The organism is Streptomyces sp. NPDC004111, assembly GCF_042874215.1.
Taxonomy (GTDB): domain Bacteria; phylum Actinomycetota; class Actinomycetes; order Streptomycetales; family Streptomycetaceae; genus Streptomyces.
On sequence record NZ_JBIAMU010000025.1, the window covers coordinates 59,831 to 75,679 of the forward strand.

A 15,849-nucleotide genomic window follows, 5' to 3' on the forward strand; every position below is an offset into this window, starting at 1 on the left:
GGCAGCGCGAGCAGAGGGTGGTGTGGCCCCGTGCAGTTCGACGACGACGCCAATCTGGACTCCTCGGAGGTCCGGGATGTCCGGGGCAGCCGCATTCCAGGCGGCAGGGCCACCATCGGCGGAGGCATCGTCGGCTTCGTCGCGCTGATCCTGGGGGTGCTCTTCGGCGTGGGCCCCGAGCAGCTGGGGCTCTCCTCCGGCGACGAGGAGCCGGCCACGTCGGCGTCCTCGCAGGCCCAGGTGCAGCAGAACTGCCGGACCGGACGGGACGCGAACACCAAGGAGGACTGCCGGATCCTCGGTGTGGTCAACAGCGTGCAGGACTTCTGGCGGCAGGAGTTCGCCCGGCGCGGCTCGACGTACACCGACGCGAAAACGGTGTTCTTCACCGACCGGGTCGGCACGGCGTGCGGCACGGCCTCCTCCGCCGTCGGCCCCTTCTACTGTCCCGGTGACCGGCAGGTCTATCTGGACCTGGGGTTCTTCAACGAGCTGCGGACCAAGTTCGGCTCCAGCGGCGGGCCGTTCGCGCAGGCGTACGTGGTGGCGCACGAGTACGGGCACCACATCCAGAACGCGATGGGGACGCTGGCCCGTTCGCAGGACGGCAGGCAGGGCGCGAACAGCAACGCGGTGCGGGTGGAGCTCCAGGCGGACTGCTACGCCGGGGTGTGGGCCAGGCACGCGACCCGTACGCCGGACGAGAAGACCGGGAGGCCGCTGATCACGCAGCTGACCGACGAGGACATCCGGGACGGGCTGGACGCGGCGGCGGCCGTCGGCGACGACCGGATCCAGGAGAAGTTCCAGGGCCGGGTGACGCCGGAGTCCTGGACGCACGGGTCGGCGGCGCAGCGGCAGCAGTGGTTCTACACCGGCTTCAGGACGGGTGACATGGGGCAGTGCAACACCTTCCGGTGAGCGGCGGGCCGGGCGCCGGTGCCCGCGGTGAGCGGCGGGCCGGGCTGTCAGCCGGGGCGTCCGCACCCCCGGTGAGCCGGGCGGGCGGTGCAGCGGAGGCGGATTGTCAGTGCCGGGTGCCAGACTGAGACACAGGTCACATCGCCCGGTGTGGCAGCTGATCGAGGGGGACCTCATGTCCGAGTTGGCGCAGCTCAGTCCGACCCTTCTGTACGCCGACGCGAAGGCGGCGATCCGGATGCTGAAGGAGGCGTTCGGCTTCCGCGAGATCGCGGTGTACGAGGACGAGAACGATCCGTCGGTGGTGGTGCACGCGGAGCTGGCGTACGGCAACGGTGTGGTGATGCTCGGCTCGAAGGGCCGTCCGGGCCTGTTCGCCCAGCTGATGGACCACGCCGGTCCTGCCGGTGTGTACGTGGTCGTGCCGGACACCGACGCGCACTTCAAGCGGGCCGAGGCGTTCGGCCTGGAGGTGCTGATGCCGCCCACCGACCAGGACTACGGCTCGCGCGACTACCTGGTCAGGGACGCGGAGGGGAACCTCTGGAGCTTCGGCACCTACCAGCCGGGCGCGCACTCCCCCGGGGCCGCCTGAGCTGCGGCGCCGAGGGGGTGCAGGCAGCCGCTCAGACCCCGCCGGTGTGCACCTGGAACGCGGCGCGGCGCACGGCCTTGGCGAGGGCCGGGTCGGGGTGGGCGGCGGCGAGCGCGACCAGGACCTGCACGGTGCGCGGGTGGCCGACGGCGCGGACCGCGTCGAGCAGGGCGGGGACGGTGCCCTGGACGGCCGATTCGAGGTGGCGGACCAGGAGTTCGCTCTCGCCGTGGTCGGCGACGGCCGCGGCGGTGTCGACCCAGAGCCAGGTGGACTCCTCGCGGGTGAGCCGGTCGTGGGCGTCCTCGGGGTCGACGCCCTCGTGCTCGGCGAGCCAGAGCAGGGCGTAGGGGCGCAGGGCCACCTCGTCCGCGGCGGCCCGGACCTCGGCCTCGGCGGGGGCGCCGACGACCCGCAGCGCCTCGAAGGCGAGTCCGCGCAGCAGGGCGTCCTCGCCGCGGGCGACTTCGAGGAGTTCGAGGACGGCGGTGCCGGTGGTGCGGGCGGCCAGCCAGGCGCGGTATTCGGCGCGGGCCGGGCCGGGGGTGAGCCGGGCGCAGCCGCTGAGCATGGCGTCGGCGGACTGCTCGATGTTCCCGGCGGGGCTCTGCGCGGCGACGCAGATCTGCTCCAGCTTGACCCAGACCGCCCAGCTGCCCAGCGGGGTCAGGGTCGCCTGGCCGTCGCCGAGGGTGAGGGCGCCGACGGCGGCGAGGCCCGCGAGGGCCCAGTCCAGGAGGGAGGAGAGCGGGACCGGAGCGGTGTGCGGGGCGGACTGCGCGGGGATGCCGTGCAGGTGCGGCGGCACCTCGCAGCGCTCCTCGTGCAGTTCGGCGACGCGCTGTTCGAGCAGGTCGAGCAGGGCCGGAACGAGGACGGGGCCGGCCGAGAGCTGGAGGAGGGAGAGCACCTGGGGGACGGACTCCACGACCTCCGCGACGGTGACCGGGGTGATGCCCTCGGGCGCGGGGTGGACGATCGACCAGGCGTCGAAGAGGGCGACCCAGCCGCGCAGCACGGCGGCGTCGTCCCGGTCCCAGGCGCGCAGCCGCCAGCCGGGGCGGGCGTTGGCGCCGTGGATCTCGACGAGTCCGGCGAGGCGGGCGCGGTCCCAGCCCGCGCGGACCTGCGCCTCGGTCAGGCGCAGGGCCTCGGCGGCGCGTTCGGCGGAGGCGTCGGACAGGGTCCCGGCCGGGCCGGGGCGGGGGGCGGCACCGCGGGCGCGCTCGGTGTCGGCCCAGCGGGCCACCCGGGCGGCGTCGGCGAGGACGGCCCTGGCGTGACGGGCCAGCTCCGCCTGGGCGGGGGTGCCCTCGGGGGGTCGGGGTGCCGGGCGGGTTCGCCGGTTCGTCACGGCCCGGCGGGCGGTGGCGAGGGGTCGCGGGCGGACAAGTCGGAGCCTGGAGTCGCGCGGTGTACGGGACGTCACGTGGAGCAGTGTCTCCGCTGACTGCCCGAAAGCCCAAACGGAACCCGCGCCGCCGCCGCGGGTCGCGCCCGCCGGGCCGGGGAGCCGCACCGTGACGCGGGGCCGGAGGGGGGTTTGCGGCGGGGTTACATCAAGGGGGTGAGGAAGCGGCGCAGGGCCTCTTCGTAGCCGGCCGGGTCCGCGTTCCACATCGCGGCGTGGGCCGCGTCCGGGACCGTGTGCAGGGTGACCAGGTCCGGGCGGGCGTCCGCGAGGGCGCGGGAGGGGCCCCAGGGGGCGACCGTGTCGCCGGGGCCGTGGAAGATCAGCGCGGGCACGCGCAGCCCGTCGGGGGCGGCGGCCTCGCGCAGCCGGTCCCCGTGCGGCCCCGTGCTGCCCCGGGCGGCCCGGACCGCGAGCGGCAGGACGGCCGCCGGGGTGCCGCGCGACGCGGCGAGCGAGCGCACGGTGGCCTCCCAGTCCAGGACCGGGGAGTCGAGGATCAGCCCGCGCACCAGGTGGCGGACGGCCGAGGAGGTCGCCGCGTGCAGTGCCATCGCGGCGCCGGTGGACCAGCCGTAGAGGACGACTCGCTCGGCGCCCTCGCGCACCGCGTGCCGGATCGCCGCGTCCAGGTCCCGCCACTCCGAGTCCCCGAGGTGGCCGAGGCCGTCCGGGGAGCGGGGCGCGCCCGGGTCGCCGCGGTAGGCGAGGTCGAGCACCGGGAGCCGGTAGCGGTGCAGCAGCCCCAGGACGTTGAGCGGGTGTTCGCGGGTGGCGCCGAGTCCGTGCACGGCGATCACCCAGGTGGCGCGGGAGCCGGGGACGAACCACGCGGGCAGCGCCCCGAGTTCGCCCATGACGTCGACCTCCTGGAAGTCGAGGCCGAGCGCGGTGCCGGGGTCGCCGGTGTGGACGAAGGGGGTCAGCCGGACCTTGGCGCCCGGTTCGAGGGAGCCCCGGGTGACCCGCTCCAGCCGGCGGACGACCGTGTGGGGCTCGTGCGGGGCGGCCTCCAGGACGGGGCCGACCACGGCGTGCACCCCCTCGCCCTCCAGCCCGTACACACCGGGCCTGAGGGTGGCCAGACCACGGGTCAGGGTGACCTGGCCGGCCGCCGTGGAATGCACGGTGACGCGGGAGTCGCCCGCCGGCGGGCGGCCGGGCGAGGCCTTGAGGGCCGCGTCGCCGGCGTACCGGGCGGCGGCGACAACGGCGGCGCCGATGCCGATCAGGGTGGTGACGGCCGCTGCCGTCGCTTTAGCCGGGTGCACCGCTTCAGTGTCCGTACACCCGGCCACAACTGCCAGTGGGCGGGGTCCGGTGGAGGCAGCCGCGGCCCGGCGCCGCGCCCGGCCGCGCCGGCCGCCCGCACCCCGCCCGGCCCCGGTGGTGGTCACTTCCGCTGGCCGTACCCCTTCAGCCGTTGGCCCACCTCGTCCAGTTCGGCGGCGGACAGCAGGCTCGGGGAGCGGCCGGGGACGGCGGAGGCGGTGAGCCACAGCCGGCACATCCACTCCAGCTGGGCGGTCCGGTCGTAGGCCTGGTCGAGGGTGTCGCCGTAGGTGAGGGTTCCGTGGTTCTTCAGGAGGCAGCCGGTGCGGTCGCGCAGCGCGCACAGCACATTCTCGGCCAACTCCTCGGTCCCGTACGTCGCGTAGGGCGCCGTACGCACCTGGCCTCCCAGCATCGCCGCCGCGTAGTGGACCAGCGGCAGCCGGTCGACCAGGGTCGAGACGGCGGTGGCGTGCACCGCGTGGGTGTGCACGACGGCACGCGCGCCGGTGTCGCGGTGGACGGCGAGGTGCATGGGCAGTTCGCTGGTCGGGACGAGGGTGCCGAGCACCTGGCGGCCGTCCGGGTCGACGCCGACCGCGTCCTCGGGGCGCAGCCGGTCGTAGGGGACGCCGCTCGGGGTGACCAGGATCAGTTCGCCGACCCGGACCGAGACGTTGCCCGAGGTGCCGACGACCAGGCCGTCCGCGACCGTCCTGCGGGCGGTGTCCACCAGTTCCCGCCAGGCCCGTGCCACCGCGTCCCGCGCGTCCGTTGCGTCCGTCGCGTCCGTCGCGTCCGTTCCGTGCGTCGCATCGCTCGTCATGGGGCGCATCCTGCCAGCCGGTGCGCGGGCGGCCGGGAGGCGGTGGGTGCCCGGCCCCGCGCACTGTAGCCCGGAGGCAAAGGGTCCGTAAGGCACCCGGACACCTCGCATTCCTCCCGTACCGGAAATGGCCTGAGAAGGGCCGCCTTCTGGTGATCTTCCAGTAGCGTCGGCCCGGATTTGTCATGCACGTTGCCATGGGGGGAAGAAATGGCCCGTGATCGCAAACCGTCCCTGCCGCGTGCCCGCCGCGCCCGCGCGCTGTCGGCCGCCGCCGGTGCCACCGCCGTACTGACCCTGGGGACGACGGTCCTCGTCGGCGGCACCGAGGCGCAGGCCGCCGCGAAACCGCGCGGGCACGACGTCTCCGGCCACCAGAAGAACGTCGACTGGCGCAAGGCCAAGAGGAAGGGCGCGACCTTCGTCTACGTCAAGGCCACCGAGTCGCACACCTACCGCAACCCCCGTTTCGCCCAGCAGTACAACGGCTCGCGGCGGGTCGGCATGGCCCGCGGCGCCTACCACTTCGCACTGCCCCACCAGTCGTCCGGACGGACCCAGGCCGCCTTCTTCGTCCGCAACGGGGGCGCCTGGCGGGGCGACGGCTGGACCCTGCCGCCCGCCGTGGACCTGGAGAACAACCCGTACGGGAGGACCAACGGGCGCAACCGGTGCTACGGGCTGACGCCGGACCGGATGGTGGCCTGGATCAGGTCCTTCAGCGACGAGGTGCGGCGCAGGACCGGGCGGCGGCCCGTCATCTACACCACCACGCTGTGGTGGGACAGGTGCACCGGGGGCAGCCGGGCGTTCGGCTCCCGGCACGCGCTGTGGCTGGCGCGGTACTCCTCCTCGCCGGGGCGGCTGCCGGCCGGCTGGTCGTACTGGACCTTCTGGCAGTTCAACAACGCCCGGGGTTCACTTCCGGGTGACCAGAATCTCTTCAACGGGTCGCTGAGGCAGCTGAGTACCTTCACGCGCCGTTGACGGGCCCGCAGGAGCCCGGCCCCGCTGCCGTTCCGGTGAAAACCGGAACGGCAGCGCCGCGTTTCGGGTCACCGCAGCGCCCTGCCCAGTTCATCTTCCGTTCACTCGGGTTACCTACGTTCCAACAGCCACTGACCTCAAACGATTGCCTGGGTAAATGGAACACATCACGCTTCTCCTCGGGATCGTGATCGTCACCGCTCTCGTGTTCGACTTCACGAACGGTTTCCACGACACAGCCAACGCGATGGCCACCACCATCTCGACCGGCGCACTCAAGCCCAAGACGGCGGTGGCCATGTCCGCCGTGCTGAACCTCGTTGGTGCCTTCCTCTCCGTCGAGGTCGCCAAGACGATCTCCGGCGGGCTCATCAACGAGAGCGGCATCACCACAGAAGTGATCTTCGCGGCGCTCGTCGGCGCGATCCTCTGGAACCTGCTGACCTGGCTCATCGGCCTGCCGTCCAGTTCCTCCCACGCACTCTTCGGCGGCCTCATCGGCGCCACCCTGATGTCGGTCGGCACCTCCGGTGTCAACGGCAGCGTCGTCATCACCAAGGTCCTGCTGCCCGCCGTGGCCGCACCGATCGTCGCCGGTGTCGCCGCGTACCTCGCCACCCGGCTCACCTTCCGGCTGGCGGCGAAGACCGACGAGAAGTCCACCGCCAAGGGCTACCGGGCGGGCCAGATCGCCTCGGCCGGCCTGGTCTCGCTGGCGCACGGCACCAACGACGCGCAGAAGACCATGGGTGTCATCACCCTCGCCCTGGTCACCGGCAACGTCCTCGCGCCGGGCTCGAACCCGCCGCTGTGGGTCATCGTCTCGGCCGGTGTGGCCATCGCGCTGGGCACCTACCTCGGCGGCTGGCGCATCATCCGCACCATGGGCACCGGCCTCACCGACCTCAGGCCGCCGCAGGGCTTCTCCGCCCAGACCGGTGCCGCCACGGTCATCCTGGCCTCCTCGCACCTCGGCTTCTCCCTCTCCACCACCCAGGTCTGCTCCGGCTCCGTGATGGGCGCCGGTCTCGGCCGCAAGGGCGGCGTGGTGCGCTGGTCGACCGCGACCCGGATGTTCGTCGCCTGGGGCCTGACCCTGCCGGCCGCCGGACTGGTCGCCGCCGCCGCGGAGTTCCTCACCGGCCAGGGCACCTGGGGCGTCACCGCCGTCGCAATCCTGCTGGTCGCGGGCTCCGGTGCGATCTGGGCGCTGTCCCGCCGCAAGCCGGTCACCGCGGACGACCTCGACTCGACGGGTACCGCCGCGGCGGGTACCGCCGAGCCGGCCGGTGTCGTCACCACGGCCATGGCGGCCGTCACCCCGCCCCCGGCCGGGGTCCTCGCCGCCGACGACCTCAAGGCCACCCTGCACTCCCCCACCGGCACCTCCGCCGAACCGGCCCGCCCGGCCGCCTCCGTCTGAGCGGCTCCCGGACCTTAGGAAAGCGACGACATGAACATCGACTGGGCAGCTCTCGGCACCGTCTTCGGCGTCAGCCTCGTGGCCACCGTCGCCCTGGTGGGCCTGTTCACCCTCGGCATCGTGGGCCTCTCCAAGCAGGAGTCGGCCACCGCCTCCGGCGGCTCGGCCCCCCTGGCCCGCACCGGCGCCTACGCCTGCTTCGCCCTGTGCGCGGCGGCCGTCGCGTACGGCATCTACCTGATCGTCGTCTGACGTCCCGCCGTCCCCGGACGGCCGGACCACGACGTCCGCAGCTCCCCGAACCGCCCCGTGCCCCGTGCCCGGGGCGGTTCGCCGTGCGCGCGGCGTGTGCCGGGGCGGTGCTTCCGTGCGCCGCCTCCCGCAGGTCAACCCCAGGTTGACGGCTGTTCGGGGGGCGTGGTGGACTGCCGGAGCCAAATACGGCGGCATGGAGAGGAAGCCGGTGCGAATCCGGCGCGGTCCCGCCACTGTCACGTGCGACCCCCGCGGTCGTCACGAAGCCAGGAACTCCCAGCCGCTCGTCACGTCGAACCAGGGCGCGGACCCTGAGTTAAGGACACTTCGCCATGCCCGGCTGCGGTTCCCGCGGTTCAGCCGCCCTGCCTGCCTCCAGCACCCCCGCGCACCTCTTCGCGTACGGGGCCGCCGCCGGACTCCTCGGCGACCTGCTGCTCGGCGACCCCCGCCGGGGCCACCCGGTGGCCGCCTTCGGCCGTGCCGCGGGCGCCGTCGAGAAGGTCCTGTGGCGCGACGACCGGGGCCGGGGCGCCCTGCACACACTCCTCTGCGTCGGCACCGCCGCCGGCGCCGCCGCCCTCGCCGCGCGCGCGGTGCGCCGCTCCCCCGCCGCCACCGTCGCCCTGACCGCCGCCGCCACCTGGGCGGTCGTCGGCGGTACGTCGCTGGCCCGCGAGGCCGGGGCGATCGGCGGGGCGCTGGCCGCGGGTGACCTGGAGACGGCCCGGGAGCGGCTGCCGCACCTGTGCGGGCGCGACCCGCAGTCCCTGGACGGGCCGCAGATGGCGCGTGCCGTGGTGGAGTCCGTCGCCGAGAACACCTCGGACGCGGTGGTGGGCGCCCTGGTGTGGGGCGCGGTGGGCGGGGTGCCGGGGCTGGTGGCGTTCCGCGCGGTGAACACCCTGGACGCGATGGTCGGCCACAGGTCGCCGCGCCATCGCAGGTACGGGTGGGCATCGGCCCGGCTGGACGACGTGGCCGGGTGGCCCGGGGCGCGGCTGACGGCGGCCCTCGCGGTGCTGGCGGGTGCGGACCCGCGAGGCGCCCTCGCGGCCTGGCGCGCGGATGCCGCGAAGCACCCGAGCCCCAACGCGGGCCCCGTCGAGGCGTCGTTCGCGGGCGCGCTGGGCGTGCGGCTCGGCGGCACCCTCTCCTACGCGGGCCGCGTCGAGCACCGGGCGGTGCTCAACGGGGAGAACGGCCGTGCCGTGCGGGTGGCCGACATCGAACGTGCGGTGCGGCTGTCGCGCCGGGTGAACCTGCTGGCGCTGGCCGTGTGTGCGGGCGGGCGCCTGGTCGCGGGGCGTGCGAAGGGATCGAGGGCATGAGCGGTGGCGGACTGCTGGTCGCGGGGACCACGTCGGACGCGGGCAAGAGCGTGGTCACGGCGGGGATCTGCCGGTGGCTGGTGCGCCAGGGGGTGAAGGTCGCCCCGTTCAAGGCGCAGAACATGTCGCTGAACTCGTTCGTGACCAGGGAGGGCGCGGAGATCGGCCGCGCCCAGGCCATGCAGGCGCAGGCGGCGCGGGTCGAGCCGACCGCGCTCATGAACCCCGTGCTGCTCAAGCCGGGCAGCGACAGGTCGAGCCAGGTGGTGCTGCTCGGCAAGCCGGTGGGCGAGATGAGCGCGCGCGGCTTCTTCGGCACGGCGGGCGGCAGGACGTACGGCAAGGGTGTCCAGGGCGGGCACCGCGAGGCGCTGCTCGGCACCGTCACCGAGTGCCTGGCCGAGCTGCGGAGCCAGTACGACGCGGTGATCTGCGAGGGGGCCGGGAGTCCCGCCGAGATCAATCTGCGCCGTACCGACATCGTGAACATGGGGATCGCGCGGGCCGCCGACTTCCCCGTGGTGGTGGTCGGCGACATCGACCGGGGCGGGGTCTTCGCGTCGTTCTTCGGGACGACGGCGCTGCTGGCGGAGGCCGACCAGCGGCTGGTCGCGGGGTACCTGGTGAACAAGTTCCGGGGCGATGTGTCGCTGCTGGAGCCGGGGCTCGACTTGCTGGAGGACCTGACCGGGCGCAAGACGTACGGCGTGCTGCCGTTCGCGCACGGGCTCGGCATCGACGAGGAGGACGGGCTGCGGGTGTCGCTGCGCGGCGCGGTCCGCGAGTCCGTGGTCGCGCCGCCGGTCGGTGCGGACGTGCTGCGCGTCGCGGTGTGCGCGGTGCCGCTGATGTCGAACTTCACGGACGTGGACGCGCTGGCCGCCGAGCCGGGCGTGGTGGTGCGGTTCGTGGACCGCGCCGAGGAACTGGCCGACGCGGATCTGGTGGTGGTGCCGGGGACGCGCGGGACCGTGAAGGCCCTGGAGTGGCTGCGGGAGCGCGGGCTCGCCGACGCGCTGGCGCGACGGGCCGCCGCCGGGCAGCCGGTGCTGGGGATCTGCGGCGGCTTCCAGCTGCTGGGCGAGCTGATCGAGGACGAGGTGGAGTCGCGGGCCGGGGTGGTCGAGGGGCTCGGGCTGCTGCCGGTGCGGGTGCGGTTCGCCCGGGAGAAGACCCTGGCGCGGCCGGTGGGCGAGGCCCTCGGCGAGAGCGTGGCGGGGTACGAGATCCACCACGGGGTGGCCGAGGTGCTGGGCGGGGAAGCCTTCCTCGACGGGTGCCGGGTGGGCTCCGTGTGGGGCACGCACTGGCACGGGTCGCTGGAGAGCGACGCGTTCCGGCGCGCCTTCCTGCGCGAGGTCGCGGGGGCGGCGGGGCGGCGGTTCGTCCCGGCCCCGGACACGAGCTTCGAGGCCCTGCGCGAGGAGCAGTTGGACCGGCTCGGGGACCTGATCGAGGAGCACGCGGACACGGAGGGGCTGTGGCGGCTGATCGAGTCCGGCGCGCCGGTGGGGCTGCCGTTCGTACCGCCGGGGGTACGGGGGTGAGGGGGCCTGTTTCGCGGGGTGCGGCCGAGGCCGGCGTGGCCGGGGGCCGTCCGCGTGGGCCGGTGCCGGGCGTGCGGGCGGGGGCCGGCACCGGGGCGGGCCCGGATCGGGCGTGCCGCCCCCGGGGAGCGGCCCCGCCGCCCAAGGGGGCGAGGGGGAATCGGAACGGGGCTCGTCCGGGTGCCGGGCGGGGCCCGAGGTTCCCGCAGCCCGCACAGCCAATGCGCATGGAGCCGGAAACGACGATGGAGACCGTATGAGTACGCCTTACCCCTTTACCGCGATCGTCGGTCAGGACGACCTCCGGCTCGGGTTGTTGCTCAACGCCGTGTCGCCCGCCGTCGGCGGCGTCCTCGTGCGCGGCGAGAAGGGCACCGCCAAGTCCACCGCCGTGCGCGCGCTGGCGGCCCTGATGCCGCAGGTGCACGTGGTCGAGGGGTGCCGGTTCTCGTGCGACCCCCTCGCGCCCGACCCGGCGTGTCCCGACGGGCCCCACGGGAGCGGTGACGGCGTGTCGCGGGACACGCGGATGGTGGAGCTGCCGGTCGGCGCGTCCGAGGACCGTCTGGTCGGCGCGCTCGACATCGAACGGGCCCTGAGCGAGGGCGTGAAGGCCTTCGAGCCGGGCCTGCTGGCGGACGCGCACCGCGGCATCCTCTACGTGGACGAGGTCAACCTCCTCCACGACCACCTGGTGGACCTGCTGCTGGACGCCGCCGCCATGGGCGCGTCGTACGTGGAGCGCGAGGGCGTCTCGGTGCGGCACGCCGCACGGTTCCTGCTGGTCGGCACGATGAACCCGGAAGAGGGCGAGCTGCGGCCCCAGTTGCTGGACCGGTTCGGGCTGACCGTCGAGGTGGCCGCGTCGCGCGACACCGACCAGCGGGTGGAGGTCGTACGGCGCAGGCTCGCGTACGACGACGACCCGGCCGGCTTCGCCGCCAAGTGGGCCGAGGAGGAGGCCGCCCTGCGCGAGCGCATCGTCGCCGCGCGCGCCCTGCTTCCCGGGGTGCGGCTCGGTGACGACGCGCTCCGGCAGATCGCGGCGACCTGCGCGGCATTCGAGGTGGACGGCATGCGGGCCGACATCGTGATGGCCCGCACCGCGACCGCGCTGGCCGCGTGGGCGGGCCGGGAGGACGTACGGGAGGAGGACGTGCGGCAGGCGGCGCTGCTCGCGCTGCCGCACCGGCGGCGGCGCAACCCGTTCGACGCGCCGGGGCTCGACGAGGACAAGCTGGACGACACGCTCGCGGAGAACAGCCCCGCCGACGACGGCGACGGGGACGGCCCGGAGCCCGACGGGCCCGGTGACGGCGGTGGCCCCGGCGGCGGCCTGCCCCCGCAGAACGACGGCCCCCAGGGCCACGACGCGCCGCCATCCACCGATGCGGCCGAGGGCGACACGCCCGCGCCGCCCGCGCCCCGGGACCCCGGGTCCGACGGCCGGGGCGCTCCGGTGGGCGGCGGCGAGCAGCCGGCCGCCCGTGCCGCCGAGCCGTTCCGCACGAAGGTGCTGAGCGTGCCGGGTCTCGGCGAGGGCGCGGCGGGCCGCAGGTCCCGCGCCCGCACCGAGCACGGCCGTACGACGGGGGCCGTCCGGCCCCGGGGGACGCTCACCAAGCTGCACCTGGCCGCCACCGTGCAGGCCGCGGCCCCGCACCAGCACGCCCGCGGGCGCACCGGACGCGGTCTCGTCGTACGCCGCGACGACCTGCGGCAGGCGACCCGGGAGGGACGCGAGGGCAACCTCGTGCTGTTCGTGGTGGACGCCTCGGGGTCGATGGCGGCGCGGCAGCGGATGAGCGCGGTGAAGGGCGCCGTGCTGTCGCTGCTGCTGGACGCCTACCAGCGGCGGGACAAGGTCGGTCTGGTCACCTTCCGGGGCCGGGAGGCGGACGTCGCGCTGCCGCCGACCTCGTCGGTGGACGCGGCGGCCGTCCGGCTCGAAACACTGCCGACCGGTGGGCGCACCCCGCTGGCCGCCGGGCTGCTGAAGGCGCACGACGTGCTGCGGGTGGAGCGGCTGCGCGACCCGTCGCGCCGTCCGCTGCTGGTCGTGGTGACCGACGGGCGGGCCACCGGCGGCCCCGAGCCGGTGGCGCTGGCGGGCCGGGCGGCGCGGCTGCACCGGGCGGAGGGCATCGCCTCGGTGGTCGTGGACTGCGAGTCGGGCATGGTCAGGCTCGGTCTCGCGGCCGAACTGGCGAGGGAGCTGGGCGGCACCGCCGTCACGCTGGACGAGCTGCGGGCGGACTCGATCGCCGGGCTGGTCAAGGACGTACAGGGCACTTCGAGGAAGGCTGCGTAGACGATGCCGCAGGGACAGCCGGAAAACGTACCGAACGACGGGCTCACCACCCGCCAGCGCCGCAACCGGCCGCTGCTCATGGTGCACACGGGCGTCGGCAAGGGGAAGTCGACGGCCGCGTTCGGCATGGCCCTGCGGGCCTGGAACCAGGGCTGGCCGATCGGGGTGTTCCAGTTCGTGAAGTCGGCGAAGTGGAAGGTCGGCGAGGAGAACGCGCTCAAGGCCCTCGGTGCGACCGGCGAGGGCGGGAGTGTCGCCTGGCACAAGATGGGCGAGGGCTGGTCCTGGGTCCAGCGGGACGACCAGGCCGACAACGAGGACAAGGCGCGCGAGGGCTGGGAGCAGGTCAAGCGGGACCTGGCGGCCGAGACGTACAGGTTCTACGTGCTCGACGAGTTCGCCTACCCCCTGCACTGGGGGTGGATCGATGTGGAGGAGGTCGTGCGCGTGCTCCGCGACCGGCCGGGCACGCAGCACGTGGTGATCACGGGGCGGAACGCTCCGCAGGCGCTGCTGGACGCCGCCGACCTGGTGACCGACATGTCGAAGGTGAAGCACCCGATGGATGCGGGTCAGAAGGGGCAGCGGGGCATCGAGTGGTAGCACGGATCGTGGTGGCCGCGCCGTCGTCGGGCAGTGGGAAGACCACCGTCGCGACGGGGCTGATGGCCGCCTTCTCGCAGCGCGGGCTGGCCGTCTCGCCGCACAAGGTGGGGCCGGACTACATCGACCCCGGGTACCACGCGCTGGCCACCGGCAGGCCGGGGCGCAACCTCGACGCGTACATGTGCGGGCCCGAGCTGATCGCCCCGCTCTTCGAGCACGGGGCCGCCGGGTGCGACCTGGCGGTCGTCGAGGGCGTGATGGGGCTGTACGACGGGGCCGCCGGGCAGGGCGAACTGGCGTCGACGGCGCAGGTCGCGAAGCTGCTGCGGGCGCCGGTGGTGCTGGTGGTGGACGGGTCGTCGCAGTCGCGGTCGGTGGCGGCGCTGGTGCACGGGTTCGCTTCCTGGGACCCGGAGGTGCGGATCGGCGGCGTCATCCTGAACAAGGTGGGCTCCGACCGGCACGAGGAACTGCTGCGGGAGGCGCTGGAGGGGTCGGGGGTGCCCGTGCTGGGCGCCCTGCGGCGGGCCAGGCAGGTGCGGACACCGTCGCGTCACCTGGGGCTGGTGCCGGTCGCCGAGCGGCAGGCGGAGGCGGTGGACGCGGTGGCGGCGCTGGCGGAGCAGGTCCGGGCCGGGGTGGATCTGGAGGCGGTGCTGGGGCTGGCGCGGAGTGCGGGGGGGACGGGGGCTTCGGCTTGGTCGGCGGTGCGTTCCGGGGAGGCCGGGGCTGGTGCTGCGGACGCGGGGCGGGACCGGGTGGGTTCGGCTCCGCCTGGGGCCGCCCCCTTGCCCGCCCGTTCCGCCCCCGGGGGCGGCCCCGCCGCCCCAGGGGGGGGGGGGGGGGGGGGGGTGGCGGGGGGGGGGGGGGGGGGGGTTTGGTTTTGGCGGGGGCCCCCCCCGTGGCCCGCCGGTCCCGCCCCGGGGGGCGGCCCCGCCGCCCAGGGGGGCGGCGGCGGGGGTGTGGTGGCGGTGGCGGCTGGGGCGGCTTTTACGTTTTCCTATGCGGAGCACTCCGAGTTGCTGGCCGCGGCCGGGGCGAGTGTGGTGCCGTTCGATCCGCTGCGGGACGAGCGGTTGCCCGAGGGGACCGCGGGGCTGGTGATCGGGGGCGGTTTCCCCGAGGTCTACGCGCCCGAGCTGTCGGCCAACGAGCCGCTGCGCAAGGCCGTCGCCGAACTGGCGTCCGCCGGGGCGCCGGTGGCCGCCGAGTGCGCCGGGCTCCTCTACCTCTCCCGCTCGCTCGACGGGCAGCCCATGTGCGGGGTGCTCGACGCCGAGGCCCGGATGTCGGAGAAGCTGACCCTCGGCTACCGGGAGGCCGTCGCGATCGGTGACAGCGCGCTGGCCGCCGCCGGAACGCGGCTGCGCGGCCACGAGTTCCACCGCACCGCCGTGGAGCCGGGCGCCGGGGCCGCCCCCGCCTGGGGGTTCACGCATCCGCAGCGCCGCGTCGAGGGCTTCGTCCAGGACGGGGTGCACGCCAGCTATCTGCACACGCACTGGGCGGCGGCCCCGGAGATGGCCCACCGGTTCGCGGCGCGGGTGGCGGAGTTCGAGCAGCGGTGCGCCGACCGGTGAACTCCCGCTCACTCCCCCGCCAGGCCCACCACCAGCCAGATGAAGCCCGCTCCGGCCAGCGTGCACAGCAGTGTCGAGCGGCCCGGGTGGTCGTGGTGGGCCTCCGGCAGGATCTCGGCCGCCGCGAGGTACAGCAGTACGCCGCCGAAGAAGCCGAGGTAGCAGCCGAGCAGTTGGACCGGAAGGGTGAACAGGAGCGTGGAGGCGGCGCCCACCACCGGGGCCGCCGCGTCCGCGAACAGCATCGCCAGCGCCTTGCGGCGGGCGTTCCCGTACAGGCTGGTCAGGGTGTACGTGTTGAAGCCGTCGGCGAAGTCGTGGGCGATCACGGCGACCGCCACGGCGATGCCCATGCCCCCGCCGACCTGGAAGGCGGCGCCGAGCGCGATGCCGTCCATCAGGCTGTGGCCGACCATCGCGGCGGCGGCCGTGAGGCCGATCTCGGGAACCCGTTCGTGCTGGTCGGCGCCGTGCGCGGCCTGGCGGGCGGCGAGCAGGTGCTCGGCGACGTGCGCGGCGAGGAAGCCGCCGACGAACAGGAGCAGCGCCGCGGGGACGCCGAAGACCTCGCGGCCCGCCGCCTCCAGTGCCTCGGGCAGCAGGTCGAGGCCGACGACGCCGAGCATCAGTCCGCCCGCCAGGCCCAGCACGAGGTGCCGCCGGTCGGTGACCCGCTGGGCGACCCAGCCGCCGGCGAGCGTCATCAGGAACGCGCCGAGCGCGACGAAGACCGCCATGTGCTCTTGCTAGTCGATGGTCACGGGGTGCCGCACCTCGGGCTGGG

The 15,849-nt window shown here is 74.7% G+C and carries 13 protein-coding genes, 1 pseudogene and 1 riboswitch; of the genes and pseudogenes, 10 read left to right on the top strand and 4 right to left on the bottom strand.

The genetic code is table 11. From position 1 onward, the window contains the following. Nucleotides 1-30: 30 nt before the first annotated feature. A complete protein-coding gene (locus ACFYVL_RS37400; protein ID WP_389253152.1) occupies nucleotides 31-921 on the top strand; it encodes a neutral zinc metallopeptidase in 891 nt (296 codons plus the stop codon). A 175-nt stretch (nucleotides 922-1,096) separates the two neighbouring features. Next, a complete protein-coding gene (locus tag ACFYVL_RS37405) occupies nucleotides 1,097-1,516 on the top strand; it encodes a VOC family protein (RefSeq protein ID WP_389253154.1) in 420 nt (139 codons plus the stop codon). 31 nt (nucleotides 1,517-1,547) lie between these two features. Here ACFYVL_RS37405 and ACFYVL_RS37410 read toward each other — a convergent pair whose 3' ends face one another. From ACFYVL_RS37410 to ACFYVL_RS37420, 3 genes are all read right to left on the bottom strand, one after another. Then, entirely contained in the window at nucleotides 1,548-2,945 is a 1,398-nt protein-coding gene (locus ACFYVL_RS37410; protein WP_389253156.1) for a hypothetical protein, read from the bottom strand. Nucleotides 2,946-3,070: 125 nt separating this feature from the next. Continuing rightward, the gene (locus ACFYVL_RS37415; RefSeq protein WP_389253158.1) at nucleotides 3,071-4,198 is read right to left on the bottom strand and encodes an alpha/beta hydrolase; all 1,128 of its coding nucleotides are present in this window, start codon (nucleotides 4,196-4,198) and stop codon (nucleotides 3,071-3,073) included. A gap of 122 nt (nucleotides 4,199-4,320) precedes the next feature. After that, on the bottom strand, nucleotides 4,321-5,025 hold the full coding sequence (locus ACFYVL_RS37420; protein WP_389253160.1) for a class II aldolase/adducin family protein: 705 nt from the start codon (nucleotides 5,023-5,025) through the stop codon (nucleotides 4,321-4,323). Nucleotides 5,026-5,235: 210 nt separating this feature from the next. Here ACFYVL_RS37420 and ACFYVL_RS37425 point away from each other — a divergent pair, with 210 nt between their 5' ends. The 8 genes and pseudogenes from ACFYVL_RS37425 to ACFYVL_RS37460 all read left to right on the top strand — a co-directional run. Beyond that, a complete protein-coding gene (locus ACFYVL_RS37425) occupies nucleotides 5,236-6,012 on the top strand; it encodes a lysozyme (RefSeq protein ID WP_389253162.1) in 777 nt (258 codons plus the stop codon). Nucleotides 6,013-6,169: 157 nt separating this feature from the next. Then, a complete protein-coding gene (locus ACFYVL_RS37430) occupies nucleotides 6,170-7,435 on the top strand; it encodes an anion permease (RefSeq protein WP_389253164.1) in 1,266 nt (421 codons plus the stop codon). A gap of 30 nt (nucleotides 7,436-7,465) precedes the next feature. Beyond that, nucleotides 7,466-7,687: a hypothetical protein gene (locus ACFYVL_RS37435; RefSeq protein ID WP_389253166.1), complete on the top strand. Its 222-nt coding sequence runs from the start codon at nucleotides 7,466-7,468 to the stop codon at nucleotides 7,685-7,687. Between the two features lie 160 nt (nucleotides 7,688-7,847). Further along, nucleotides 7,848-7,986: riboswitch (cobalamin riboswitch) on the top strand. Nucleotides 7,987-8,022: 36 nt separating this feature from the next. Then, nucleotides 8,023-9,021 (top strand): cobalamin biosynthesis protein, encoded by a 999-nt coding sequence (locus ACFYVL_RS37440; RefSeq protein WP_389253167.1) that lies wholly within the window; start codon nucleotides 8,023-8,025, stop codon nucleotides 9,019-9,021. After that, complete coding sequence (locus ACFYVL_RS37445) at nucleotides 9,018-10,568, top strand: cobyric acid synthase (RefSeq protein WP_389253170.1); 1,551 nt, start codon at nucleotides 9,018-9,020, stop codon at nucleotides 10,566-10,568. The genes ACFYVL_RS37440 and ACFYVL_RS37445 overlap by 4 nt, the downstream gene beginning before the upstream one ends. A 256-nt stretch (nucleotides 10,569-10,824) precedes the next feature. Then, nucleotides 10,825-12,879 carry a putative cobaltochelatase gene (locus ACFYVL_RS37450; protein WP_389253171.1) on the top strand — a complete coding sequence of 685 codons (2,055 nt, stop codon included), beginning with the start codon at nucleotides 10,825-10,827 and terminating at the stop codon, nucleotides 12,877-12,879. Between the two features lie 3 nt (nucleotides 12,880-12,882). Next, entirely contained in the window at nucleotides 12,883-13,482 is a 600-nt protein-coding gene (gene cobO, locus ACFYVL_RS37455) for a cob(I)yrinic acid a,c-diamide adenosyltransferase (protein WP_185035688.1), read from the top strand. Then, nucleotides 13,479-15,065: pseudogene (locus tag ACFYVL_RS37460) on the top strand (cobyrinate a,c-diamide synthase); the annotation flags it as partial. The gene cobO and the pseudogene ACFYVL_RS37460, both read left to right, overlap by 4 nt. A gap of 8 nt (nucleotides 15,066-15,073) precedes the next feature. On the opposite strand, the gene ACFYVL_RS37465 reads toward ACFYVL_RS37460, so the two are convergent. Continuing rightward, nucleotides 15,074-15,802 (bottom strand): ZIP family metal transporter, encoded by a 729-nt coding sequence (locus tag ACFYVL_RS37465; RefSeq protein WP_389253173.1) that lies wholly within the window; start codon nucleotides 15,800-15,802, stop codon nucleotides 15,074-15,076. Between the last annotated feature and the right edge of the window lie 47 nt (nucleotides 15,803-15,849).